The 23,810-nt window shown below is 72.9% G+C and carries 23 protein-coding genes and 1 pseudogene; 4 read left to right on the top strand and 20 right to left on the bottom strand.

Annotation, left to right across the window (positions count from 1 at the left end; all coding sequences use genetic code 11):
• The 4 genes and pseudogenes from QSK26_RS35960 to mraZ form a co-directional block, all read right to left on the bottom strand.
• Positions 1-300: pseudogene (locus QSK26_RS35960) on the bottom strand (hypothetical protein); the annotation flags it as partial.
• Entirely contained in the window at positions 297-563 is a 267-nt protein-coding gene (locus tag QSK26_RS35955; RefSeq protein ID WP_285779806.1) for a hypothetical protein, read from the bottom strand. The pseudogene QSK26_RS35960 and the gene QSK26_RS35955, both read right to left, overlap by 4 nt.
• A 778-nt stretch (positions 564-1,341) precedes the next feature.
• Positions 1,342-2,340, bottom strand: coding sequence for a 16S rRNA (cytosine(1402)-N(4))-methyltransferase RsmH (gene rsmH, locus QSK26_RS35950; protein WP_285779811.1), 999 nt, complete (start codon positions 2,338-2,340; stop codon positions 1,342-1,344).
• A 233-nt stretch (positions 2,341-2,573) separates the two neighbouring features.
• The gene (gene mraZ / locus QSK26_RS35945) at positions 2,574-3,005 is read right to left on the bottom strand and encodes a division/cell wall cluster transcriptional repressor MraZ (protein WP_285779805.1); all 432 of its coding nucleotides are present in this window, start codon (positions 3,003-3,005) and stop codon (positions 2,574-2,576) included.
• Between the two features lie 442 nt (positions 3,006-3,447).
• Between mraZ and QSK26_RS35940 the strand changes: the two genes are divergently transcribed.
• Genes QSK26_RS35940 through QSK26_RS35930 form a run of 3 tightly spaced genes read left to right on the top strand, consistent with a single transcriptional unit; the run spans position 3,448 to position 8,158 of the window.
• The gene (locus tag QSK26_RS35940) at positions 3,448-4,452 is read left to right on the top strand and encodes an AAA family ATPase (protein WP_285779804.1); all 1,005 of its coding nucleotides are present in this window, start codon (positions 3,448-3,450) and stop codon (positions 4,450-4,452) included.
• On the top strand, positions 4,449-5,732 hold the full coding sequence (locus tag QSK26_RS35935; protein WP_285779803.1) for a DUF58 domain-containing protein: 1,284 nt from the start codon (positions 4,449-4,451) through the stop codon (positions 5,730-5,732). Before QSK26_RS35940 ends, QSK26_RS35935 begins: the two co-directional genes overlap by 4 nt.
• Positions 5,729-8,158: a transglutaminase TgpA family protein gene (locus QSK26_RS35930; RefSeq protein WP_285779802.1), complete on the top strand. Its 2,430-nt coding sequence runs from the start codon at positions 5,729-5,731 to the stop codon at positions 8,156-8,158. Before QSK26_RS35935 ends, QSK26_RS35930 begins: the two co-directional genes overlap by 4 nt.
• Positions 8,159-8,338: 180 nt before the next feature.
• Here QSK26_RS35930 and QSK26_RS35925 read toward each other — a convergent pair whose 3' ends face one another.
• The 8 genes from QSK26_RS35925 to QSK26_RS35890 all read right to left on the bottom strand — a co-directional run bounded on the left by QSK26_RS35925 (position 8,339) and on the right by QSK26_RS35890 (position 15,700).
• A complete protein-coding gene (locus tag QSK26_RS35925; protein ID WP_285779801.1) occupies positions 8,339-8,740 on the bottom strand; it encodes an SCO2097 family morphological protein in 402 nt (133 codons plus the stop codon).
• A gap of 147 nt (positions 8,741-8,887) precedes the next feature.
• Entirely contained in the window at positions 8,888-10,126 is a 1,239-nt protein-coding gene (gene dinB / locus QSK26_RS35920) for a DNA polymerase IV (protein ID WP_285779800.1), read from the bottom strand.
• 26 nt (positions 10,127-10,152) lie between these two features.
• On the bottom strand, positions 10,153-10,914 hold the full coding sequence (locus QSK26_RS35915; RefSeq protein ID WP_285779799.1) for a methyltransferase domain-containing protein: 762 nt from the start codon (positions 10,912-10,914) through the stop codon (positions 10,153-10,155).
• 196 nt (positions 10,915-11,110) lie between these two features.
• Positions 11,111-11,521, bottom strand: a complete 411-nt coding sequence (nusB, locus tag QSK26_RS35910) for a transcription antitermination factor NusB (protein WP_285779798.1) — start codon at positions 11,519-11,521, stop codon at positions 11,111-11,113.
• A complete protein-coding gene (efp, locus tag QSK26_RS35905; RefSeq protein WP_285779797.1) occupies positions 11,521-12,081 on the bottom strand; it encodes an elongation factor P in 561 nt (186 codons plus the stop codon). The genes nusB and efp overlap by 1 nt, the downstream gene beginning before the upstream one ends.
• Positions 12,082-12,116: 35 nt before the next feature.
• Positions 12,117-13,187 carry a M24 family metallopeptidase gene (locus QSK26_RS35900; RefSeq protein WP_285779796.1) on the bottom strand — a complete coding sequence of 357 codons (1,071 nt, stop codon included), beginning with the start codon at positions 13,185-13,187 and terminating at the stop codon, positions 12,117-12,119.
• Positions 13,188-13,261: 74 nt separating this feature from the next.
• Positions 13,262-14,533 (bottom strand): endonuclease/exonuclease/phosphatase family protein, encoded by a 1,272-nt coding sequence (locus QSK26_RS35895; protein ID WP_285779795.1) that lies wholly within the window; start codon positions 14,531-14,533, stop codon positions 13,262-13,264.
• 126 nt (positions 14,534-14,659) lie between these two features.
• Complete coding sequence (locus QSK26_RS35890; RefSeq protein WP_285779794.1) at positions 14,660-15,700, bottom strand: LLM class F420-dependent oxidoreductase; 1,041 nt, start codon at positions 15,698-15,700, stop codon at positions 14,660-14,662.
• A 162-nt stretch (positions 15,701-15,862) separates the two neighbouring features.
• On the opposite strand from QSK26_RS35890, the gene QSK26_RS35885 reads away from it, so the two are divergent.
• A complete protein-coding gene (locus tag QSK26_RS35885; RefSeq protein WP_285779793.1) occupies positions 15,863-16,756 on the top strand; it encodes an endonuclease/exonuclease/phosphatase family protein in 894 nt (297 codons plus the stop codon).
• A 115-nt stretch (positions 16,757-16,871) separates the two neighbouring features.
• Here QSK26_RS35885 and QSK26_RS35880 read toward each other — a convergent pair whose 3' ends face one another.
• From QSK26_RS35880 to QSK26_RS35845, 8 genes are all read right to left on the bottom strand, one after another.
• Positions 16,872-17,462: a nucleotidyltransferase family protein gene (locus QSK26_RS35880; RefSeq protein WP_285779792.1), complete on the bottom strand. Its 591-nt coding sequence runs from the start codon at positions 17,460-17,462 to the stop codon at positions 16,872-16,874.
• A 55-nt stretch (positions 17,463-17,517) separates the two neighbouring features.
• A complete protein-coding gene (locus tag QSK26_RS35875; RefSeq protein WP_285779791.1) occupies positions 17,518-18,615 on the bottom strand; it encodes an XdhC family protein in 1,098 nt (365 codons plus the stop codon).
• A complete protein-coding gene (locus QSK26_RS35870) occupies positions 18,608-19,810 on the bottom strand; it encodes a vWA domain-containing protein (protein WP_285779790.1) in 1,203 nt (400 codons plus the stop codon). The genes QSK26_RS35875 and QSK26_RS35870 overlap by 8 nt, the downstream gene beginning before the upstream one ends.
• Positions 19,803-20,711 carry an AAA family ATPase gene (locus QSK26_RS35865; protein ID WP_285779789.1) on the bottom strand — a complete coding sequence of 303 codons (909 nt, stop codon included), beginning with the start codon at positions 20,709-20,711 and terminating at the stop codon, positions 19,803-19,805. The genes QSK26_RS35870 and QSK26_RS35865 overlap by 8 nt, the downstream gene beginning before the upstream one ends.
• Positions 20,712-20,758: 47 nt before the next feature.
• A complete protein-coding gene (locus QSK26_RS35860) occupies positions 20,759-21,214 on the bottom strand; it encodes a PH domain-containing protein (protein WP_285779788.1) in 456 nt (151 codons plus the stop codon).
• A 130-nt stretch (positions 21,215-21,344) separates the two neighbouring features.
• The gene (ribH, locus tag QSK26_RS35855) at positions 21,345-21,812 is read right to left on the bottom strand and encodes a 6,7-dimethyl-8-ribityllumazine synthase (protein WP_285779787.1); all 468 of its coding nucleotides are present in this window, start codon (positions 21,810-21,812) and stop codon (positions 21,345-21,347) included.
• Positions 21,809-23,029: a bifunctional 3,4-dihydroxy-2-butanone-4-phosphate synthase/GTP cyclohydrolase II gene (locus QSK26_RS35850; protein WP_285779786.1), complete on the bottom strand. Its 1,221-nt coding sequence runs from the start codon at positions 23,027-23,029 to the stop codon at positions 21,809-21,811. The genes ribH and QSK26_RS35850 overlap by 4 nt, the downstream gene beginning before the upstream one ends.
• Before the next feature lie 20 nt (positions 23,030-23,049).
• Entirely contained in the window at positions 23,050-23,658 is a 609-nt protein-coding gene (locus QSK26_RS35845) for a riboflavin synthase (RefSeq protein WP_285779785.1), read from the bottom strand.
• Positions 23,659-23,810 lie beyond the last annotated feature (152 nt).

The raw sequence follows: 23,810 nt of genomic DNA, 5'->3' as shown, positions 1-23,810 counted from the left end.
CACCGGGCGGCGCGAACGCGCCTCCTCCCCCGCCGGCCGGCGGGCGCCCGCCTCGTCCTCCTCGGGCCCGGCCGGGCGGCGCCGCGCCCGCTCGTCCTCGGCCGCGTCGCGGCCGGTCCTGCGCGGCGCGTCGCCCTGCGCCGGGCGGGCGGTCCCGCGGGGGGGCTGGTCGCCGGGGCCCGGACGGGCGGGGCGGCGCGGTCCGCTGGGGATACGACGACCGGCGCCGGGGCCCTGGGGGCCTCCGGCGCCGGATCCGCCGCGGCCGGGTCCTGCTCCCCGGCCGCCGCTGTCTCTCACCTGTCCCGGTCCTCCGCTCCACCTCGTACGGCATCGCCCGCGCCGGTCGCGCGGCCCTCGGACGGGATCCGGTTGACGGAGTCCCAGTCCCTGCGCTGGTTCAGCGCCTCGGCGCCCTCGGCGATCGCCGCCGGGGTGTCGTTCTCCGAGTTCAGCTGCCTGACCTGGTCCTGCTGGAGCTGGATCCGCTTGTTCTCGTCGCGCAGCCGGTCGGCCTCGAAGGAGTCCTGGTTGAGCACGGTGTTCAGCAACAGCAGGCTCATCAATCCGCCACAGAGCAAACCCACCACGAGCAGCACGAACGGAGCCCTCGGCGCCTTGGAACGCCCGCCCGTCCCGCGAACGTGGCGTTGTGGGGTACTCGATTGCCGTACCCTTGTCTTCCCCGGCATCTTGCCCGGCCGGCCGACCGGAGTCTCGGCCGGATCGTCCTGGCGCACAGGTGGCCTGACATCGCGTTTCTGGTCATCGCGCTTCGGCGGTGCCGTGGGGTTTACGGGGGTCCTGGTGGTGGCCGCGGCGTGCTGCGACACCTTGGCGACGGGACTCTCGGGACGCGCGGAAGACCTGGCGGATCCCGTGCCCGCCGACCCCGGAGCCTTGGCCGGGTTCGGAGGACGCGCGGGAGTGCCCGCACGGCCGCCGCGCGTGGAGGCGGAAGCCCGCGACGAGGCGTCCGGATCCGTGCCACGCCGAGTGGACGTGGCGCGCGCGGCGGTGCCGCGAGCCGGAGCGGAGGCGGAGCGTGCCGAGGAGCCTGCCGTGGGACCGGCGGGACTCGCGCCACGTGACGCCGTGCCGCGGGCCGGAGTCGCCGAGCGCGCCGAAGTGGAGCGCGCGGAAGGCGTGCCCTGCTCCGGAGCCGCGCGTGGGGTGCGCGCCTGAGGCGTGCCGCCGTCCGCCACGCGGGCGCGGCCGTTGGGCGCGTCCTCGGGCATGCCGCGGCGCGGCACGGCGCGGGACGCGCCGCCGTTCGGCGTGCGTGCCGTCCTGCCCGTCCTCGCCGCCCCGCGAACGGGTGCGCCTCGTCCTGCCTCTCGCTCAGTCCTCGTCAATTGGCTCACGAATCCTCTCTGCAGCCCGCATCCGGGCTGAGGCCGCCCGCGGGTTGCCGGCCACCTCTTCTTCGCCGGGGAGCTCGGCTCCCCTCGTCACAAGGCGGAACCTCGGCTGGTGCTCGGGCATCGCCACGGGCAGTCCCGGCGGCCCCGTGTCCTTGGTTCGCGCGGCGAGGATCTGCTTGGTCAGCCGATCCTCCAGGGAGTGGTAGGCGAGCACGACCACCCGCCCGCCCAGGTTCAGCGCGTCGAGAGCGGCGGGCAGCGCGTACTCCAGCGCCGTCAGCTCTCCGTTCACCTCGATACGCAACGCCTGAAAAGTCCTTTTCGCCGGATTTCCTCCGGTACGTCGGGTAGCGGCAGGGATCGCCGACGTGACCAGATCAGCGAGCCGCTTTGTAGACGTTAGGGGTTCCTTAGCCCGTTCCTGGATGATTAGGCGCGCGACACGCGGTGCGAACCTCTCTTCACCGTAAAGGCGAAGGATGCGAATGAGCTCGGCGGCCGAGTAGGTGTTCACCACACGCTCGGCGGTGAGCTCCTGCTCCGGGTCCATCCGCATGTCCAGAGGCGCGTCGTAGGAGTAGGCGAAACCCCGCTCCGCCTCGTCGAGCTGGGGCGAGGAGACGCCCAGGTCGAACAGGGCGCCGTCGATCCGCGGCCGGCCCGCGCGCCGGAGCACGTCGGGCAGCTCGTCGGACACCGCGCGGACCAGCGTGATCCGGTCCGCGAACGGCGCCAGCCGTACGGTCGACCGCTCGATCGCGGTGGGGTCGCGATCGATGCCGATCAGATGAAGGGAAGGGTGGGCCGCGAGCAGCGCCTCGGCGTGCCCGCCGAGACCCAGGTTGGCATCCACCACCACGGGGCCGGGGCGGCTCAGCGCGGGCGCGAGGACGTCGAGCACCCGGCCGAGCATGACGGGCACGTGGCCCCCACGCTCAGCACCGGAACGCTCGTCTTCGACGCCGTTCTCACGCATGACTGAAACCCCCCTCACACCGCTGCTCGCGGAACGCACGGATCGCCGATCGATCGCCGGCATACCTTCTCAGGTCCCCACCCGGGCCGCGCGGCCAGGTCCCCAACCGCAACCGTCTCTTCGTTGCCCGCCACCTGACACCGGGGAAGGTGCATCAGCTGGGGGCGAGTGGGTGCGGGTGGAGACCTCGCCGAACGACGTCTTTCACCGACGACACGACCGTGTTCACCACTTCACAGGATCCCTGGCAGCACCTCCTCCGACAGATCGGCGAACGCCTGCTCTTGGTCGGCCAGATAGGTGTCCCAGGACTTCGCGTCCCAGATCTCCAGCCGGGTGTTCGCGCCGATGACGACGCAGTCACGCTCAAGCCCGGCGTAGATCCGCAGTGGCTGAGGAACCGTGATGCGCCCCTGTTTGTCAGGAGTCTCGTCGGACGCACTGGCGAAGAAGACGCGGCTGTAGTCGCGAACCGCCTTGGCGGTCACCGGCGCCGTGCGCAGAGCCTCGGTTATGCGCTGGAACTCCTCTACGGGAAAAACGTAGAGGCAGCGCTCCTGGCCTTTGGTGATCACCAGACCCTCCGCCAGCTCCTCACGGTACTTCGCCGGCAGGAACAGCCGTCCCTTGTCATCGAGGCGCGGCTGATGGGTGCCGAGGAACACCGGCCCCACCTCCCGTGCCTTGTGGAGCGCTCAGCGCTCAAGCCCCTGCCCTCCACTGCGCACCACCATACTCCACTTCTCCCCACCGTCAACTGATTCATCTCGGTCCCGATCGCCATTCTCGCGACGTTTCCGCAGGTCAGAGCGGTGGGGCGGGAGTGGGGGGAGCGAGCGGCCCCGGCGGGTGCGCGGGCGTGTCGGCGGGCGGCCGGGCGGTGCCGTACGGGGACGGCGGCCAAGCGCCCACGGCCGTCGGCGGAATGCCGCCTATGCGATTGGTAAGCGGCTTACGAACACTGTGGCTGTTCACCCGGAATGTTGCCAAAAGTCGCCCCGGAACCTGCGGCATCGTAGTGTCGGTACGGACAATGGAAAAGGCATTGCAAGGAACCCGCCAAACGCGTGTACCGCGAGGCGAGAGTCGCACCCTCATGGAGGCCTGGTGGCAGTAAGCCATGACGTCGGACAGCTCGAGGATCTCGTCACCACAGCGCACAGGATCCGCCAGGCGATCGAATCAGTGATCGAGGGCAAGACCGACGTCGTCCGTCTCACGATGACCGTCCTGCTGGCGGAAGGCCACCTCCTCATCGAGGACGTGCCCGGGGTCGGCAAGACCATGTTGGCCAAGGCACTGGCGCGCTCCATCGACTGTCCCGTCCGCCGCGTGCAGTTCACCCCCGACCTGCTGCCCAGCGACATCACCGGAGTGAGCGCCTACAACCAGCAGACCAGGGAGTTCGAGTTCAAGCCCGGCCCGGTGTTCGCGAACATCGTGGTCGGCGACGAGATCAACCGGGCCTCGCCGAAGACGCAGTCCGCGCTGCTGGAGTGCATGGAGGAGCACCAGGTCACCGTGGACGGCACCACCTACGCGCTGGACACGCCCTTCATGGTCATCGCCACCCAGAACCCGATCGAGATGGAGGGCACCTATCCCCTGCCCGAGGCGCAGCGCGACCGGTTCACCGCGCGGATCGCCATGGGCTACCCCAAGCCGGCCGCCGAACTCGAAATGCTCGACGTGCACGGCGCGGCCTCCCCGCTGGACAAGCTGGAGCCGGTGGCGACGACCGCGGAGATCAAGGCGCTGATCGACGCGGTGCGGGCGGTCTACGTCTCCCAGCCCATCAAGCGTTACGCCGTCGACCTGGTGACCGCCACCCGCCAGACGCCCGACCTGCGGCTCGGCGCCTCCCCCAGGTCCACCCTCCAGCTCGTCCGCGCCGCCCGCGCGCACGCCGCGATGGAGGGCCGGGACTACGTCATCCCCGACGACCTGCAGGAGCTGGCCGTGCCGGTGCTGGCCCACCGGCTGCTGCCGAGCATCGAGGCCCAGGGACAGCGCCGTCACCCCGAGCAGGTGGTGGCCGACCTGCTGCGCCGGGTACCGGTTCCCGACGCGCGGCCCGAGGCCGGCCGCGGCGGAGCGGGATCGGGACGGTGAGGACCGGGCTCGGGGCGCTGACCAACCGCGGCCGGTCCTTCCTCGCCTCGGGGGTCGCGGCTCTGCTGTGCGCCTTCCTGCTCGGCGAGCACGACCTGCTGCGGATCGGGGTGCTGGTCGTCGCGCTGCCGCTGCTGGCCGCCATGGTGGTGGCCCGCACCCGTTACCGGCTGAGCTGCGCCCGCCGCCTCGACCCGCCCCGAGTCGAGGCCGGCGGCGAGGCGACCGTCACCCTCCGCCTGGAGAACGTGACGCGCCTGCCGACCGGACTGCTCCTCATCGAGGACACGGTGCCCTACGCGCTCGGCGCCAGGCCGCGGTTCGTGCTGGACCGGGTCGAGGCGCAGGGCGTCCGGGAGGTGGACTACAAGGTCCGCTCCGACCTGCGCGGCAGATTCCCCATCGGGCCGCTGACCGTGCGGATCACCGACCCGTTCGGCCTGGTCGAGCTGGCCAGGAGTTTCACGATCAGCGACACGCTGGTGGTGACCCCGCAGGTGGTGGCGCTGCCGGCGCTGCGGGTGTCCGGCGAGTGGACCGGCGGCGGCGAGAGCCGTACCAGGAGCGTGGCGGCGGCCGGCGACGACGACGTGGCGCCGCGCGAGTACCGGCACGGCGACGACCTGCGGCGGGTGCACTGGCGCTCGACCGCCCGGCGCGGTGAGCTGATGGTGCGCCGCGAGGAGCAGCAGTGGCAGAGCCGCGGCGCGCTGCTGCTGGACACCCGCAGGCACGCGCACCGGGGCGAGGGCCCGCGTTCCTCCTTCGAGGTCGCGGTCTCCACGGCCGCCTCGATCGGGGTGCACCTCGCCGGCGACGGCCTCGGCCTGCGACTGGTCACCGACCAGGGCGCCGAGCACCTCGCCGACGGCGGGGCCGGCATCTCCCTCCTCGACACTCTGGCCGTGGTACGGCAGAGCCAGACCCGCACGCTGGACTTCGGCGTGGCCGCGCTGCGCCAGGGCGGCGGCGACGGGCTGATCGTCGCCGTGCTGGGCGCGGTCGACCCGGAGGAGGCCAGGACGCTCGCCCGGGTGCGGCGCGGGAACATGACCGGCATCGCGGTGCTGCTGGACACGGTCGCCTGGGACCGGCCGGAGCTGGCCGAGGGCGAGCAGTTCCAGCAGACCAGGACCGTGCTCGCCGCCGCCGGGTGGCGGGTCGTCCGGCTGCCCGCGGCCACCTCGCCCGCGGCCGTCTGGCAGGACGCCGTGCAGCACGCCGGGCGGGTGCCCGGCGACCTGTCCACCTCGCTCGGCGTGGGAGGAGGCGCGGCATGAGGCTCCCGATCGCGTCGGGCGTGGCCACCGCCGCCGTCGCCTCGACGCTCTACCCGCTCTTCCAGGGGCTCACCTGGTGGTGGACCGGGCTGGGCGCGCTGCTGGTGATCACGCTCATCGGGGTGCTCGCCTCCCGTTACACCGTGCCCGGCTGGCTGGTGCCGCCGGTGCAGATCGCCGGCCTGTGGATCTACCTGACCGCGGTGTTCGCCTCCGGCGAGGCGTGGGCCGGGCTGTTCCCCACCCGCGAGTCGGTCCTGGTGCTGGCGACCAGCGTGGCCGACGGGTTCGCGGACATCCAGCGGTTCGCCGCGCCGGTGCCCGCCGCTCCCGGGATCATGCTGCTCACCGCGGGCGGGATCGGTCTCATCGGGGTGCTCGTCGACCTGCTCGCCGTACGGACGCGCAGGGCGGCGCTCGCCGGACTCCCCCTGCTCACCCTGTTCATCGTGCCGGCCGAGATCGTCACCGAGCCGATCGCGTGGCCCGCGTTCATCCTGGGCGCCGCCGGGTACTCGTGGCTGCTCGTCGCCGACGGGCACGAGCGGATCGGGCACTGGGGCAGGGCCGTGCTGGTCCGGCGCAGGACCGCCGCCGGCGTTCCCGGCACCACGCCGCTGCGCCTGTCCGGCAAGCGGGTCGGGGTGACCGCCATCGCGCTGGCGATCCTGCTGCCCGCACTGGTGCCGACGCTGGCGCCCAACCCGCTCTTCGGGTTCGGCGTGGGCGGCACCGGCATCGGCGGCGGCAACACCATCAGCATCCCCAACCCCATCGTGGGCCTGCAGGGGCAGCTCCAGTTGCCGCAGAACGCCACCGTCCTCACCTACACCAGCTCCGACAACGTGCCGCGTTACCTGCGGCTGTGGTCGCTGGACCTGTTCACCGGCGAGCAGTGGACGATGACCGCGCCCACCGGCATGGCCGAGAACCGGGTGGACAACGGCGCGCTGCCCGCGCCCCCCGGCGCCACCGCGCCCATCCAGACCAGGGCCGCCGACCTGGAGATCAGTATCAGTGACTCCGTGAACAACATGCAGTTCCTGCCGCTGCCCTACCCGCCGCGCAACGTCGAGGCGGAGGGCGACTGGCGGGCGGACCAGGACTCGCTGATGGTGTTCTCCACCCGCGACCAGGCCGGCGGCCTGAACTACCGGGTGCGGCTGGAGGAGCCCATGCCGACCAGGAGCGCGCTGGAACGGGCGGGACCGCCGAGCGCGGAGATCGCCGACCGCTACCTGCGTCTCCCCCGCGACCTGCCGCAGGAGATCAGGGACCTCGCCGACGGGGTCACCGCGGGGCAGCGGACGCCGTACGACAAGGCGGTCCGGCTCCAGGAGTGGTTCACCACCGACGGCGACTTCGCCTACAGCCTGCAGACCGCGGGCAACGGCAACTCCGCGCTGGTGGACTTCCTGATCTACAGCAAGACGGGCTACTGCGAGCAGTTCGCCGCCTCCATGGCGGTGATGGCCCGCATCCTGGGCATCCCCGCGCGGGTGGCGGTCGGCTACACCAGCGGCACCAACACCGGCGGCAACGTGTGGCAGGTCGGCACGCACGACATGCACGCCTGGCCCGAGCTCTACTTCGAGGGGATCGGCTGGCTGGCGTTCGAGCCCACCCCGTCGGGCAGCCTCGGCCAGGGGACCGCGCGGCAGCCGGACTACACCCGGCCCGCCCCGGAGACGAGTGACACCGGCACGCAGGACGACACCCCGTCGGCCACCTCCAGCCCGGAGGCGGGCGGAGCCGCAGGCGAGTCGGCCGCTCCGCGCAACCCCAGGCAGCTCGACCGCGAGGGAACGCTCGTGCCGTCGGTGACCGCGGAGGAGGAGGGCACGTCGCTCGGCGTCTGGTTCGCGGCCGGCCTGGCGGTGCTGGTCGTGCTGCTCATCCCGGCCGCCGCCCGCAGGATCATGCGGCACCGGCGGCTCCAGGCCGCCGGGCGTCCGGCGCCTCGGGCGGCCCGGGGGACGGCCGTGGCCATGGCCGGGTCCGTCGCCGACCGGGACGGGCCGGTCACCCCGGCCGGAATGGTCTCGGCCGTCGTCGCGGAACTCGACGACGCGCTGTACGACTACGGCATGGAACGGCAGCCGAGTGAGACGTCCAGGGCGCTGGCCCGCAGGCTGTCCACGCAGCACGGCTTCGACCCCGAGGCGACGGCGGCCATCTCCCGGCTCGCCGTGGTGACCGAGCGGGTGCTCTTCGCCCGGACTCCGGGTGAGACCGGCCCGCTGGCCCAGGACCTCCGCGTCCTGCGGCGGGCCCTCGCGGCGACTGTCTCCCGCGGCCGGCGGATCAGGGTGGCGCTGATGCCGCCCTCCACGCTGCGGCGGATCCGGGGACTGGGCGGACGGATCCTCGACGGGTTCGACCGGCTGGAGAACCTCCGGGTGCGCCGGCCGGAACGCAGGGCCTGAACGCCGGGGACATCCCCGGACACCGATCGTGCGGCCGCCCCCTTGGAGGGGACGGCCGCACGATGCGCGTCAGGTGTGTCGTGTGCCCAGGGTCGCCACAGGCGTCCGTGCCGTGAACCGGGCGGGCGCGATCACCGGGATCACACCCGTGCCCTTCCGGTCAGGTGCGGTGGGGGTCGCTCAGCGCTCGTCGTGCCGACGGCGCCAGCGCTCCTCCATCCGCTGCATGAACGTCTGCCGTGGGCCGCTGCGGCGCTCGGCCCTGCCCGCGGCCCCGGGGGCAGCGGCGGCGGCGGACCCGTCACCGAACCCGTTCATGCGTTTCCAACTGGACAGACCCCACAGACACGCGGCGAGCATGACCACGAAGCCGCCGACGCCGAGCAGGATGACGTTGATCACCACGCCGACCATCAACAGGACGATGCCCGCGACGAAGCCGATGGAGGCCTTCACCAGGCGGCGCTTGTAATGGTTGCGCGGATCACGGATCCGGACGGTGTTGGCCCACTTCGGATCCTCGGCGTAGAGGGCCTGCTCGATCTGGTCGAGCAAGCGCTGCTCGTGCTCAGAGAGCGGCATGGCGCCTCCCAAGGACGGCCCCAGGACGGGGAAGACGGCAACGGACGACACGGGGTGTCCGAACCTCGCGGTCGGTTATCCCCAGAATACGAGGCTGTAGACGCGGGCGAAAGAAAACGTCCAACGCAGACCAAACCGAAGGCGACGTCATACGTCTATTCCATCAAACTTGGGGCGAACGAGCGATGCCGGGCGGACCGCATCCGGGCCGAATCTCCGAACCGCCTTGTCCATAGCGCGCTCCACCTCTCTCCAGCCTGTCTCCCGCTCTCCCAGGGTAAGCTGCCGCGCGGACGTGTCGGCACCTCTCAGATTTTCCACCCTGACTCCGACGAGGCGCAGCCGGACCCGGTCGAGACCCGCCGCGGCGAAGAGGTCACAGGCGGTGACGTAGATCTCCTGGGCGACGTCGGTGGGCTCGCGAAGCGTGCGGGAACGGGTGATCGTGGAGAAGTCGGAACGGCGGAGCTTCACGCTGACCGTGCGGCCGACGTGCCCGCCCGCGCGCAGCCTGGCGGCGACCCGCTCCGACAGCCGCAGCAGCTCGCGCCTGATGGCCTCGGGGTCGTCCACGTCGGCGGGGAAGGTCTCCTCCGCGCCGATGCTCTTGTCCGGCACGTGCGGTGTCACCGCGCGCTCGTCGCGGCCCCAGGCGAGGGCGGCGAGGTGCGTGCCGGCGGCCTGGCCCAGCTCGCGCTGGAGGGTGGCGACGGGGACCCTGGCCAGATCTCCGACGGTCCTGATGCCCAGCCGGACCAGAGCCTGCTCCGTACGGTCCCCAACGCCCCACAGGGCGCCGACGGGGAGCGGGTGGAGGAATTGCACCACTCCGTCGGCCGGAACGACCAGAAGGCCGTTCGGCTTGCACTGGCGGGAGGCGAGCTTGGCGACGAACTTGCTGCCCGCCACCCCGACCGAGCAGGTGATGCCGTAACGCTCGGCCACCTGGGCGCGGATCGCCTCGCCGATCGCGGCCGGCCGCCCCAGCCTGCGCCGGGCCCCGCCGACGTCGAGGAACGCCTCGTCGGAGGCGATCGGCTCCACCTGCGGAGTGATCGCGTGGAAGATCTCCATCACCCCGCGGGAGACCTCCGCGTACTTGCCGTGGCTGGGCGGGATCACGGTCGCCCGCGGGCACAGCCGCATGGCCCTGGTCATCGGCATGGCCGAGTGGACGCCGAAGCGCCTGGCCTCGTAGGTCGCGCTCAGCACCACGCCCCGCAGGCCGGGCACACCGATGATCACCGGGGTGCCCACAAGCTCCGGCCGCTCGATCAGCTCGACGCTGGCATAGAAGGCGTCCATGTCGACGTGCAGGATCGGGCAGCCGGTGTCGTCGGCGCCCAGCGCCGAGGCCACCTTGGGGACCTGCTGCTTTCTCGACACGTCACCATCCTAGGCGAACACGCGTTCTACATCCTACGTCCCAGCACGTGAAGCTGGGTGGCGATGTCGCGCAGCACGGGATGGGAGGCGACGGCCTGCTCCAGCGCCACCAGCGCCTCGGCGGCCCCCGGCTCGCCGTCGAGCAGACGGCTGGGCACCAGGTCGGCGAAGACCCGCACGCCGAGCGCCTCCCCCGGGGTGAAACCGGTCGATGCGAGCAGCCCGGCCAGCGCCCCGGCGTCGAACCGGCGCGGCGTGGGGTCGCGGTCGCCCCAGCGGCCGGCGGGGTCGCCGAGCACCTGCCTGGCCTCGTCGAACCGCCCGGCGACGGAACGGTGGATCGCGGTGGCGACCGGGTTGGCGGCCAGGACGCTGATCGCGCCGCCGGGCCGCAGCAGGCGACCGGCCGCGGCCAGCGCGCTGACCGGGTCTTCGACGTATTCCAGCACGCTGTGGCAGAGCACCAGGTCGGCGGCGGCCTCGGGGAGCAGCTCGCCGAGGTCGGCGGCGTCGCCCTGCAGGCCGCGCACGCTCACGCCGGCCTCGGCGGCCCTGCGTTCGAGCGCGGCGAGCGAGTCGGGGCTGGGGTCGACAACGGTCACCCCGTGCCCGAGCTCCGCGAGCGGGACGGCGAAGCCGCCGGTGCCGCCGCCCGCGTCGACGATGTCGAGGCGGGCGCGCCCGGTGGCGGAGACCAGCTCGGCCAGGACCACGCCCAGCGCGTCCCAGACCACGGCGGTGCGCACCCCCGGGATCGCCGCCTGCCGCGTGATGCCATCGGTACGCAACTTTCAGCCTCCATTCGACGCTTCGACGCTTCGACGCGCCCAGCCTACGCCGGATCGTCCCCGGGGCGTCCGAGCCCGCCCGGGTGCCCGTCCAGGCGTCCGCTCCGGGCGCCCGCGCAGCCGGCGGACCGGACGGCACCCCGGCGGCACACGGACGGCACGCGGAGGGCGACCGGCGACGACCGGCGGCGGCCGGTCAGAGCGTGAGGCTGGGCTTCAGCTGCTTGAACCGGGCCAGGAGGCCGTTGACGAACTGCGGGGACTCGTCGGTGGACAGCTCGGCCGCCAGGTGCACCCACTCGCTGATGACCACGCCCTCGGGGACGTCGGGCGCCCACAGCAGCTCGTAGGTGCCGCCGCGCAGCACGTTACGGTCGACGGCGGGCATCCGGTCGAGGGTCCAGCCCTCGGCGTAGGTGGAGATGAGGTCGTCGATGCGCGCCCGGTGCCGGCAGACGCCTTCGACGACGGTGGAGGTGTACTCGTTGACGGGAGGATCGGCCCTTTCGAACCGCTCGGCGAGGACCTTCATCGGGTCCTCGCCGCGCAGTTCGGATTCGAAGAGGATGTCCAGCGCCCTGCGGCGCGCCTTTCCCCTAGACGACATCAGGCTCGGCCGAGGTAGTCGCCGGTGCGGGTGTCCACCTTGACCTTCTCGCCGGTGGTGATGAACAGCGGGACCTTGATCTCGGCGCCGGTCTCCAGGGTGGCGGGCTTGGTGCCGCCGGTGGAGCGGTCGCCCTGCAGGCCGGGCTCGGTGTGCGAGACGGTGAGCTCGACCGCGGCGGGCAGGTCGACGTAGAGCGGGCTGCCCTCGTTGAAGGCGATGGTGGCCAGCGCGTTCTCCAGCAGGTAGCCGGCGGCGCTGCCGACCGTGCCGCGGGACACGTTGACCATGTCGTAGGTCTCGGTGTCCATGAAGACGAACTCTTCGCCGTCGAGGTAGGAGAACTGCATCTCGCGCTTGTCGACGTTGGCCACGTCGACCTTGACGCCGGCGTTGAAGGTCTTGTCCACGACCTTGCCCGACAGGATGTTCTTCAGCTTGGTACGGACGAACGCGCCGCCCTTGCCGGGCTTGACGTGCTGGAACTCCACGACGGACCAGAGCTCACCGCCATCGAGCTTCAGCACCATGCCGTTCTTGAGGTCGTTGGTCGTCGCCACTCGCTCTTCTCCTGCGTACGGCTGCCGCCCCTGCCCTACAGGACCAGCAGCTCCTTGGTCGTCTTGGTGAGGAGCTCCGGTCGATCGTCACGCGCCACGAGCGTGTCCTCGATGCGGACCCCACCCTTGCCCGGAAGGTAGACCCCGGGCTCAACGGTGATCGGAACTCGATCCTCTATCCTACCCGGCTTGTCCGGCCCCAGGAACGGATCCTCGTGGATCTCCAGGCCGACGCCGTGTCCCAGCCCGTGCCCGAAGTCCCCGGCGTGCCCCGCCGCGGCGATGACCTCCCGCGCCGCGGCGTCCACGTCGTGCGCGCTCGCGCCACGCCGCAGGGCGTGCCGCCCGGCCCGCTGGGCTTCCCTGACCAGGTCGTAGAGGTCGCGCTGCCAGCCGGCCGGCTCGCCCACCGCGACGGTCCTGGTCATGTCGGCGTGGTAGCCGGCGCTGAGCGCGCCGAAGTCCATGGTGACCAGGTCGCCGCGCCGGACGGGGCGGTCGCCCGGCGAGTGGTGCGGCACGGCGCCGTTGGGTCCCGCGGCCACGATCGAGTCGAACGCGGGCTTGTCCGCGCCCAGCTCGGCCATCCGGGTCTCCAGCGCGCGGGCGATCTCGCGCTCGGTGACGCCCGGCCTGATCACCGGCAGCACGTCGGCGAACGCCTGGTCGGTGATGGCGCAGGCGGTCCTGAGCAGGTCGATCTCCGCCTCGTCCTTGACCACCCTCAGCCGCTCCACCGGCGCGGAGACCGGGACGAGGGTCGCGCCGCGGGCGTCGCCGAGCCGGTGGAACTCCGCCACCGGCATGTGGTGCGCCTCGACGGCCAGGCGCGCCCCCGCGGCCCGGCCGGCCAGCGCACCGGCGACGTCGCGTTCCTGGACGATCTCCACGTCCGGGCAGATCCGCCGGGCCGTCTCGATGTAGCGCACGTCGGTGGCGAGCACGGCGCCCGCCTCCCCCACGCGCACCAGCAGCGCGGCGTTGGAGCTGGCCAGCCCGGTCAGGTAGCGGACGTTCACCGGTTTGGTCACCAGGACGGCGTCCGCGGAGAGCTCGGGGAGGGCCGCGGCCAGGCGGGCCCGGCGGGCGGCGTGGTCAACGGTCATGCCCCGACTGTACGGCCCCCGCGCCCGCCGCACCGGGAGGAGCCCCGTCCCGGACTCCCCCGCGGCGCCCGGCGTCAGGGGCGGATGTCCAGCCAGACCAGGCGGTGGTCGGAGCTCGGGAAGGGGTAGACGCCGGTGAGCCGGGACAGCGGGTCGGCCTGGCGGGGCCAGAAGACGCCGCCGCCGCGCACGCCGAGCCCCTTGGAGGGCAGCACGTAGTCGGCCCGCAGGTTGCCGGGGGCGGTGTCGGCGAAGTCGGCGGTGTCGTACCGCGGGTCGCCCCGGTGCGCGGCGTTCGCGCCCGCCTGGAGGGCGGCCGCCTCCGGGGCGCCGTCGCTCGCGGGGGCGGAGCGGGCGTCGATCCGCGGGCTGCGCAGGAGCTGGTGGACGGCGCCGTCGTAGCTGTCGCCGTCGGCGGGGTCGGCGTTCAGGTCGCCGGCGACGACGAACTGCGCGCCGGGCCGCAGGCCGCCGCGCCGCCCGCGGTCGTCGCGGATGTACCCGCCGCGCGCCGGGGACACGTAGTCGGCCCAGAACCGGATCTCGTCGTGGTTGCGCCGCCCGTTGCGGTCCTCCGCGCCGTCGAAGGTGGGCGGGGTGGGGTGGCTCACCAGGAAGTGCACGTCGTCCCCACGGCCGTCCCCGCCGACCCGGACGGGCACGTCCCAGTGGCTCTTGGAGGACAGCCGCACGACGTCGAGCTCCTCGGGGGTGTACCAGTCGGCGGGGGCGGGCGTCGCCGGGTCGTCCGGCAGCGCCGCGCCCGGCATGTCCTTCCACCGGAACCGCTGGAAGGTGCGCACGTCGCCGATCGGGTACTTCGAGTAGACGACCATGCCGTACTGGCCGGGGAACTCGCCGAAGCCCAGGGAGTCGTCCCCGTAGCCGGGCGTGCCGGGGGTGGCCGCCACCCTGCCGTCGTTGTTGAGGTCGAAGCCGGAGGGCAGGCCCGTGTTGCTCGGGGCGGTGTACCGGTAGCGGTAGCTGATCGGCCTGGCGCCGTTCTGCCCGACGGACAGATAGTTGTCCTGGAAGAGCCGGGCGGCCCGGCCCGCCGCGTCGTAGTCGAACTCGTTGACGAGCAGGACGTCGGGCGCGGCCCGCTGCACGATCTCGGCGATCACCCTGGCCTGGGCGTTGTCCCGGTTCGACAGGTCGGCGACCAGCCGCCCTTCGGCCGAACGGTTGAGCGAGGCGTTGAACGTGGCGAACCGCACCGGCTCACGCCGGTCGTGGCGGTCGTGGCGGTCGTGCGGCGTGGTCGCCGAGGCGGCGGACGTCCCCGCGGTGGCGGGGACGAGCGCCGCGGCGACGGCGGCGAGGACGAGGACGCGGCGGAGTCTCACGATGTGCTCCCGGAGTCGGGCGGGGTCGGGGACCGGCGGGATCACACGCCCCGAACCGCCGGTGGGTACGGCGGAATCCTCACACCCATCGGTGAAGCGGGGGCAAGGAACGTGTGAACGGCTTGATCAGCCGGCGAGCTCGCGCACCTTCTCGATGAGCCGGACCCGCTCCCCGTGGGTGGCGGCCACCGGGGCGACGTTGATCGTGGTGACGCCGGACTCGCGCATCGCCTGGAGCCGGTCCCGGACGAAGCCCTCCGGGCCGATCAGCGACATCTTCTCCAGCAGCTCGTGGGGCACCAGCGCGGCGGCCTCGTCCTTCTTGCCCTCCAGGTAGAGGTCCTGGATCTGCTCGGCCTCCTTCTCGAAGCCGTACCTGCGGGCGAGGTCGTTGTAGAAGTTCCTGCCCTTGGCGCCCATGCCGCCGATGTACAGCGCGGCCAGCGGGCGGCCCAGCTCGATCAGCCCGGAGACGTCGTCGCCGATCGCGAGGGTCGCCTGCGCGATCACCTCCAGGTCGCCCAGTCCGGGGTCGCGCCGCGCCCTGCCCGCGGCCAGCGAGGCGCCCCACACGCCGGCCGCCTTCTCCGGCATGTAGAAGATCGGCTCCCAGCCCTCGGCCAGCTCGGCGGTCAGCTCGACGTTCTTCGGGCCGATGGCGGCCACGACGATCGGGATCCTGGTGCGCACCGGGTGGTTGATCAGCTTGAGCGGCTTGCCGAGCCCGGTGCCCTGCTCCGGCGGCAGCGGCAGCGTGTAGTACCTGCCCTCGTAGGCCAGCCGCTCGCGCCGCCACACCTGCCGGCAGATCTCGATCACCTCGCGGGTACGGCCCAGCGGCGCGTGGTACGGCACGCCGTGGAAGCCCTCGATCACCTGCGGCCCCGAGGCGCCGATGCCGAGCACGAACCTGCCGTCGGAGACGTAGTCCATGCCGGCCGCGGTCATCGCCAGCAGCGCCGGGGTCCGGGAGTAGATCGGCAGGATGCCCGACGCGATGCGCATCCGCTCGGTCCTGGCGGCGATGAACCCCATCTGGCTGACCGCGTCGAAGCTGTATGCCTCGGCGACGAACACGGTGTCGAGCCCGGCCTTCTCGTAGTCGGCGAGCGCGGCCACCGTCTCCTTGAAGCCTCCCGAGTAGTTGAGAGCCATACCAACGCGCATAGGGCGATCCTCCCGAGACGGCAGCACAGAATCATGTTCGGTCAACTGCTCAGGGTAGCGTCCCGGCCGGGCCCCGGGAACCGGACCCGCGTGTGTCGGCTTTGGCTTCGGCCACCGGGGGCCCTACTGTTCGCAGTTCGGAGATCCGTCGGGGGGAGCAGGGTGCTTTCACGGGTGGTCATGGTGGCGTCGGGTCTGGTCGCGCTGCTGCTCGGGGCGCATCGGCTGCTGCCCGACCTGGGCGGTGTCACCCCCGTCGTGGAGAGCGTGCTGCCCTGGTTCGGAGCCGCCGTGCCGGTCCTGCTGGGCGTCGCCTGCCTCACCCGCTCCTGGCCGCCGGTCGCGGCGACCCTGGTGCCCGCGCTGGTGTGGGCGTTCATGTTCGCCCCGGCGTTCTTCCGTACGCCGCCGGGCGGGCCGAGCGACCTGTCGGTGCTCACCCTGAACGTGGACGCCGCCAACGACGACCCGGAGGAGACGCTGCGCGGCCTCGTCAAGGACCGCGACCTGATCGCGCTCCAGGAGATGACCGGCCCGACCAGGGACCGGGTCTCCGGCCTGCTCCGCTCGCGCTTCCCGCACCACTTCACCGTCGCCACCGTGGGCCTGTGGAGCCGCTTCCCGATCGTCGGGGCCCGCCGGGTGGACGTGGGGCTCGGCTGGACCAGGGCGCTGCGCGCGGTGGTGCGGACGCCCAAGGGCCGGGTGACGGTCTACGTGATGCACCTGGCCTCGGCCAGGCCGGGCGAGACCGGCGACCGGGACCACACGCTCGCCGCGGCGCGCAAGCTGATCGAGGACGACGACAGCAAGCACCTGCTGCTCCTCGGCGACCTCAACACGGCCACCACCGACCGTCAGCGCAACGGCCTGGTGCCCCCGCTGTCGGACGCGCAGCAGGAGGCGGGCACCGGCTTCGGCTTCACCTGGCCGGCCGGCTTCCCGATCACCCGGCCGGACCACATCCTCTACCGCGGCCTGGTCGCCACCCGGGCGGGCGTGGCCCCGGCCCCGGGCAGCGACCACCGCGCCGCCTTCGCGGGCCTGCGCCTGTAGCCCGCCCGCGTGAGGGGCCGCAGACGAGGGGCCGCAGACGAGGGGCCGCAGACGAGGGGCCGCAGACGAGGGGTCACAGGCGAGGGGCCGCAGGTGAACGCGGGTGGGCGGGGGCTCAGCTCTGGCCGGGTTCGGCGATGAAGGCGGCGAGGTCCTCGGGGGTGTCGATGTCGGCGGGGTCGCCGATGTCGTCGCACGGCACCCGGGTGACCAGCTCGGGGTGCGCGCGCAGGAAGGCCCGCGCGCCCATGTCGCCCTCGGCCAGCGCGGCCACCGCCTCGAAGTGCTCGCGGGCCAGGAGCACCGGGTTGCGCGGCGCCCCGCCGTACGTGGCCACCGCCACGGAGGCGCCCTCGCCGGCGGCGGCGATCAGCCGGCGCACCGTCTCGGCCCCGACCCTCGGCTGGTCCACCAGCGTGACGACGACGTGCCCGGCCCCGGGCGGCAGGGCGGACAGGCCGGCCCGCAGCGAGGACCCCATCCCGGTCCGCCAGTGCGGGTTGTGCACGACGACGGCCCCGCGGATCTGCGCGATGGCCGCGCCGAGCACCACGACCACGGGATGGCAGCCGCCCTCGCGCAGCACCCGGACACCCCGGTCCACCAGTGTCTCCCCGGCGAGCTCGACCAGCGCCTTCGGCCTGCCGAGGCGGGAGCCCGCACCGGCGGCGAGGAGGAGTCCCGCCGCCGCACTCGAATCGTTCATCGCCCCAGTGTCCACCGCCCCCGGCTCCCGAACCGGGCGTTCGCCCGCATCCGGATCAGTACTCGCCGTGGATGCGGCCCTCGGTGTCGGTCAGCGGGCGTCCCGAGCCGCCCCAGCGGAGCTGGATCAGCTCGGCGGCGATGGCCACCGCGGTCTCCTCGGGGGTCCGCGCGCCGAGGTCGAGGCCGATCGGCGAGCGGAGCCTGGCCAGCTCCTCCTCGGTGAGGCCGGCCTCGCGCAGCCGGGCGAGCCGGTCCTCGTGGGTGCGCCGGGAGCCCATCGCGCCGACGTACCCGGCGGAGGTGCGCAGCGCCACCTCCAGCAGCGGCACGTCGAACTTCGGGTCGTGGGTGAGCACGGTGATCACCGTACGCTCGTCCACCGGCACCGAGGTCAGGTAGTCGTGCGGCCACTTCACCACCACCTCGTCGGCCTCGGGGAAGCGTTTGGCGGTCGCGAAGACCGGCCGGGCGTCGCACACCACGACGTGGTAGCCGAGGAACTTGCCGAGCCTCGCGACCGCAGCGGCGAAGTCGATCGCGCCGAAGACCAGCATCCGCGGCGGCGGGGCGAAGGACTGCACGAACACCGCCAGGTCGTCCAGCCTGCGCTCGCCCTCGGCGCCGTACCTGCGCACCCCGGTCAGGCCCTGGGCCAGCATGCCGCGCACGTCGTCGTCCACGGCGTCGTCGAGGCGGCGCGGGCCGAGCGAGCCCGAGGACCGCTCGGGCCAGATGACGCGGCGCGCGCCCACCGTGCCGGGGCCGGACATGACGGTGGCGACCGCGACCGGCTCCCGCGCGGCGACGGAGGCGGCGATCGCGCCCAGTTCGGGGAAGGTCTCCCTGGACACCCGCTCGACCATGATGTCGATGATCCCGCCGCAGGTCAGGCCCACGCTGTAGGCGTCGTCGTCGCTCACGCCGTACCGCTGGAGCACTGTGCGCCCGCTGCCGGTCACCTCCTTGGCCAGCTCGTAGACCGCGCCCTCGACGCAGCCGCCCGAGACGCTGCCCACGGCCTCGTCGCCGGACACGGCCATCGCCGCCCCCGGCGGACGCGGCGCGCTGCGGAAGGTGCCCACCACGGTGGCCAGCCCGAACTCCTCCCCGGCCGTCCACCACCGCATGATCTGCGAAAGAACGTCACGCATGTGCCAGCCTCTCCGCCAGGTCCTCGAACGCGGCCAGGCTGTGCCCGGCCACGAAGTCGTCGATGTACGGCAGCGCCGCCCGCATCCCCGCCGTGAGCGGCTGGTAGCCCTCGTGGCCCTTGTGCGGGTTGACCCAGACCACCCGGTGCGCCAGCCGGGACAACCGGGCCATCTGGGCGGCGAGCAGGGCCGCGTCCCCCCGCTCCCAGCCGTCCGAGGCGATGACCACGACGGCCCCCCGGGCCTCGTGCCGGGCGAGGAACGCCTTCAGCTCCTCCCCCAGTCTGGTGCCGCCGCTCCAGTCGGGGATCGCCTGGGAGACGGCGTTCATGGCCCTGGCGGGGTCGCGGTGGCGCAGCTCGGCGGTCAGCCTGGTGAGCCGGGTGCCGACGCTGAACGCCTCGGTGGCCCGCGGCTGGGACCTGACCAGGGTGTGCGCGAACCGCAGCAGCGTGTCGGCGTAGGGCGTCATCGAGCCGCTGACGTCGATGAGGAGGACGACCCGGCGCGGGCGGGTCCGGTGCGTCCTGCGCCGCAGCCGGGACACCTCGCCACCCCGGCGCAGCGCCTCCCGGATCGTGCGCCGCTCGTCCAGCCGTCCCCGGTGGGAGGGGGTGAACCGGCGGGAGGCCCGCTGCTCGCGCCCGCGGGCGAGCAGGGCGATCATCCGGTTGATCTCGGCGCGCTCGGCCGGGCCGAGCACGGCCACGTCGCGGTGGCGGAGCACCTCGGCCCCGCTCGCGACGGCGGCGAGGGTCTCCTCTTCCTCCTCGCGCCGCGCGCCGGACCGCCCGCCGTCCAGCGCGACCGTGTGCCGGGTGATCGTCACGGCGGGGGCGGGAGAACGGCTCCGGGTGGCGCGCGTCCCGCCGAAGTAGGCGGCGAAGCAGCGGTCGTACCTGGCGATGTCGTCGGGCGAGGCGCAGAGCGTGGCCCGGCCCGCCCAGTAGACGGCGGCCGGCTCGGTCACGCCGACGACGGCCAGCGCGCGCAGCAGGTTCTGCGTCCGCTCGTGGTCGGCGGCGACCCCGGCCGCGCGCAGCGTGTGCGCGAAGCCCGTCATCGTCGCCACGACATCCGCCCCGGCCCCGTCTGCCCCGGCCCCATCTGCCCTGGCCCCATCTGCCCTGGCCCCGTCCGCCCCGGTCCTGTCCACCTCGGCCATGTCCGCCCCGGTCCTGTCCGCCTCAGCCACGGCGTCCGTGGGCGAGGAGGCCGTCCTTGAGCGCCACGACCTGGTCTTCGCGGTGTTTGAGCACCGCGCCCAGGGTCGCCGCGGCGAGGCTGGGGTCGAGGTCGCGGGCGCCCAGCGTGAGCAGCGCCTCGGCCCAGTCGAGCGTCTCCGCGATGCCCGGCGGTTTGACCAGGTCGGCCGCGCGCAGCCGCCCGGCGGCGGTGGCCACCTGCGCGGCCAGGTCCTCGGCGCAGCCGGGCACCCGGCGCGTCAGGATCGCCACCTCCCGCTCGAAGGAGGGATGCTCCAGCCAGTGGTAGATGCAGCGTCGCTTCAGCGCGTCGTGCACCTCGCGGGTCCGGTTGGAGGTCAGGATCACCACCGGCGGGCGGTCGGCGCGGATCGTGCCCAGCTCGGGCACGGAGATCGTGTAGTCGGAGAGGATCTCCAGCAGGAACGCCTCGAACTCGTCGTCGCCCCGGTCGATCTCGTCCACCAGCAGCACGCTCGGCTGGGTCTCCAGGGCCGCCAGCAGCGGGCGGGCGATGAGGAACCGCCGGTCGTAGAGCTCGCCCTCCAGCCTGGCCGCGTCGGTGATCCCGGCGGCCTCGGCGGCCTTGAGGTGGAGGAGCTGGCGGGCGAAGTCCCAGTCGTAGAGCGCCTGGGAGGCGTCCAGACCCTCGTAGCACTGGAGCCGGATCAGCGGCGCGCCGAGGACCGCGGCGAGCGTCTTGGCCAGCTCCGTCTTGCCCACGCCCGCCTCCCCTTCGAGGAACAGCGGGCGTCCCATGCGGAGCGCGAGGAAGCAGGCCGTGGCCAGCCCCTCGTCCGCGAGATACGCCTGCTCGCGGAGCACCTCGACAAGCCGGGAAGGCGAGTCGATCCCAGCGAAATCTGCGTTTTCGACCGTCCTGGGTAGCACACCCCCAGGCTACGCGCAGGAACGGCGGATCCGCCCGCCCGCGCCGGTCAGGCGGGTTCGCCGGCCTCGCCGCGCTCGCGGATGAGGGCGGCGAGTTCGGCGGCCTGGTGGTGGGCGCGGGCCTTCTCCGAGCCCTGGATGCCCATCGCGCCGATCGTGGCGCCGTCCGCGAAGTCGATCTTCGCGAACGGCTCGCCCTCGGCCAGCGTGACGTCGAGCACCTCCGGCCAGCTGTACCGGTGCACGCGCAGCGCGTTGACCAGCGTGATGCCCTGCTCGTCCGCCTCGACCCTGGACCGGCCGAGCATGTGCAGCACCCCGGCGATCAGGCCGCCCAGGCCGACCATCGCCACCCGGTCGGCCAGGCTGAACGGCTCCGGCAGCACCACCGCGAAGACCAGCGATCCCGCCACCAGGACCGCCGCGAAGCCGTACGCGACGATCCTGCCCCTGTGCGGCCGCCAGGTGACGGGGAGGGACGGCGGGGGGACGGTCTCAGGCATCGGGTCTCTCAATGTCGTTCCGTGGTCGCGAGGCCGCCGATCGATCTTGGATCGGCGTGGACGAACGCAACCTACCGCACACCCCGCCCGGTCCTCCGTCCCGCCGCGCACGCGTGTCGGGCCGTCCCGGTCAGCGCAGGTCGCGCAGGACGAGGGCGGTCTCCAGCGCGGCGACGGTGGCCTCGTAGCCCTTGTCCTCCTTGGCCCCGGGGCGGCCCGAGCGCTCCAGGGCCTGGTCCAGCGTCTCGCAGGTGAGGACGCCGTTGCCGATCGGCGTACCGGTGTCCAGCGAGACGCGGGTGAGCCCGGCGGTCACCGAGTCGCACACGTAGTCGAAGTGCGCCGTCTCGCCGCGGATCACCGCGCCCAGCGCGACCACGGCGTCGTGGCCGCGGGCGAGCGCCTGGGCGACCACCGGGATCTCCAGCGAGCCCGCCACCCGCACGACGGTGACCTCGGCGCCGCTGTCCCGCGCCGCCGCCACGGCGCGGTTCACCATCAGGTCGGTGATCTCCTCGTGCCACCTGGCCGCGACGACGCCCACGCTCAGACCGGCCGCCGCCACGGCGGAGGCGGCCGGCCGCCCGGAACCGCTCATCGGATGTCCTGGGGGATGTCGTGGCCGAGCCGGTCCCGCTTGGCGGCGAGGTAACGCGTGTTGTAGGGGTTGACCGCGGCGGGCATCGGCTCGCGGCCGAGCACCTTGATGCCGTAGCCGTCCATGCCGCGCAGCTTGGCGGGGTTGTTGGTGAGCAGCCTGATCGACTTCACGCCGAGGTCGCCGAGGATCTGCCCCGCGTTGGAGAACTCCCTGGCGTCCACCGGCAGGCCCAGCTCCAGGTTGGCGTCCACGGTGTCGCTGCCGTTGTCCTGCAGGCCGTACGCCTTGAGCTTGGCCAGCAGGCCGATGCCGCGGCCCTCGTGGCCGCGCAGGTAGACGATCACCCCGCGGCCCTCGGCGGCGATCGAGGCCATGGCGTTGTCGAGCTGAATGCCGCAGTCGCAGCGCAGCGAGCCGAGCACGTCGCCGGTCAGGCACTCCGAATGGGCCCGCACCAGGATGTTCTCGCCGTCCTCCAGGTCGCCGTAGACGAGAGCCAGGTGCTCGCCGCCGTCCAGCGCGCTGGCGTAGCCGTACGCGCGCCACATGCCGTGCCGGTTGGGGATCCTGGTCTCGGCGACCCTGGTCACGATGCGCTCGGTGCGGCGGCGGTAGTCCACGAGCTGCTCGATGGACACCAGGGCGAGATCGTGCTCGTCGGCGAAGGCGCGCAGGTCGGGCAGCCGCTTCATCGTGCCGTCGTCGTTGACCACCTCGCACAGCACGCCGGTCGGGCCGAGCCCGGCCAGCACGGCGAGGTCGATCGCGGCCTCGGTGTGCCCGCGCCTGGCCAGCACGCCGCCCTCCCGGTAGCGCAGGGGGAAGATGTGACCCGGCCGGACCAGCTCGAACGCCTCGGTGGCGGAGTCGCTCAGCATGCGGATCGTCCTCGCCCGGTCGGCCGCGGAGATGCCGGTGGTCACCCCGTCCCTGGCGTCCACGCTGACGGTGTACGCGGTGCGCATCCGCTCGCGGTTCTCCGACACCATCAGCGGCAGGCCGAGCCGGTCGAGGTCCTCACCGCGCATCGGCACGCAGATGACGCCGCTGCCGTGCCGGATGGTGAAGGCCACGAGCTCCGGGGTCGCCTTGGACCCGGCGAAGATGATGTCGCCCTCGTTCTCCCGGTTCTCGTCGTCCACCACGACGACGGCCCGGCCCTCGCGCATGTCGGCGATCGCCCGCTCGATCGGGTCCAGCTTGATGTCGGTCATGCCCGTCTCCTCGGCCCGTCTCACGGTCTGCCCTCTCCGCTACGCGAACCGACCAGCTTCTCCACATATTTCGCGATCACGTCTACTTCGAGGTTCACCGGGTCGCCCGGCCGCTTCCAGCCCAGGGTGGTGAGCTCCAGCGTCACGGGGATCAGGCCGAGGGCGAAGCCCTCCTCGTCGACCTCCGTGACGGTCAGGCTCACCCCGTCGACCGCGATCGACCCCTTCTCCACCACGTAGCGGTTCAGGGCGGGGGGCAGCGAGATCCGCACCACGTGCCAGTGCTCGGCGGGCGTCCTGCTCAGCAGCGTCCCGGTGCCGTCCACGTGTCCCTGCACGATGTGCCCGCCGAGCCGCTGGCCGGCGCGCACCGCTCGCTCCAGGTTGACCCTGGCGCCCTCGGCGAGCGCGCCCAGGGCGCTGCGGTCCAGGGTCTCCTTCATCACGTCCGCGGAGAACACGTCGCCCTGGACGTCCACCACCGTCAGGCAGACGCCGTTGACGGCGATCGAGTCGCCGTGCCGCGCGTCCGAGGTGACGGTCTTGCCGCGGATCGAGACCCGCGCCGCGTCACGCCGCGGCTCGACCGCGGCCACCTGCCCCAGCTCCTCGATGATGCCGGTGAACATGCCCGTTCACTCCTCCCGGCTCACGGCCGTGCGAGGAGCGCGCGCACAGATGGACGTCACCCGGGCCTCCCGCTCGCCGCCGGCCTTCGCTTCAGCCATGGCGGGCCCCGGGGGTCGCACAGAACGGGCGCACTAGGTGCGCCCGCCCACGG

It is taken from the genome of Microtetraspora sp. NBRC 13810 (assembly GCF_030268685.1).
GTDB lineage: Bacteria > Actinomycetota > Actinomycetes > Streptosporangiales > Streptosporangiaceae > BSRQ01.
Note: the sequence above shows the minus strand (reverse complement) of the source record. Positions and strands in the feature narration are given on the sequence as shown.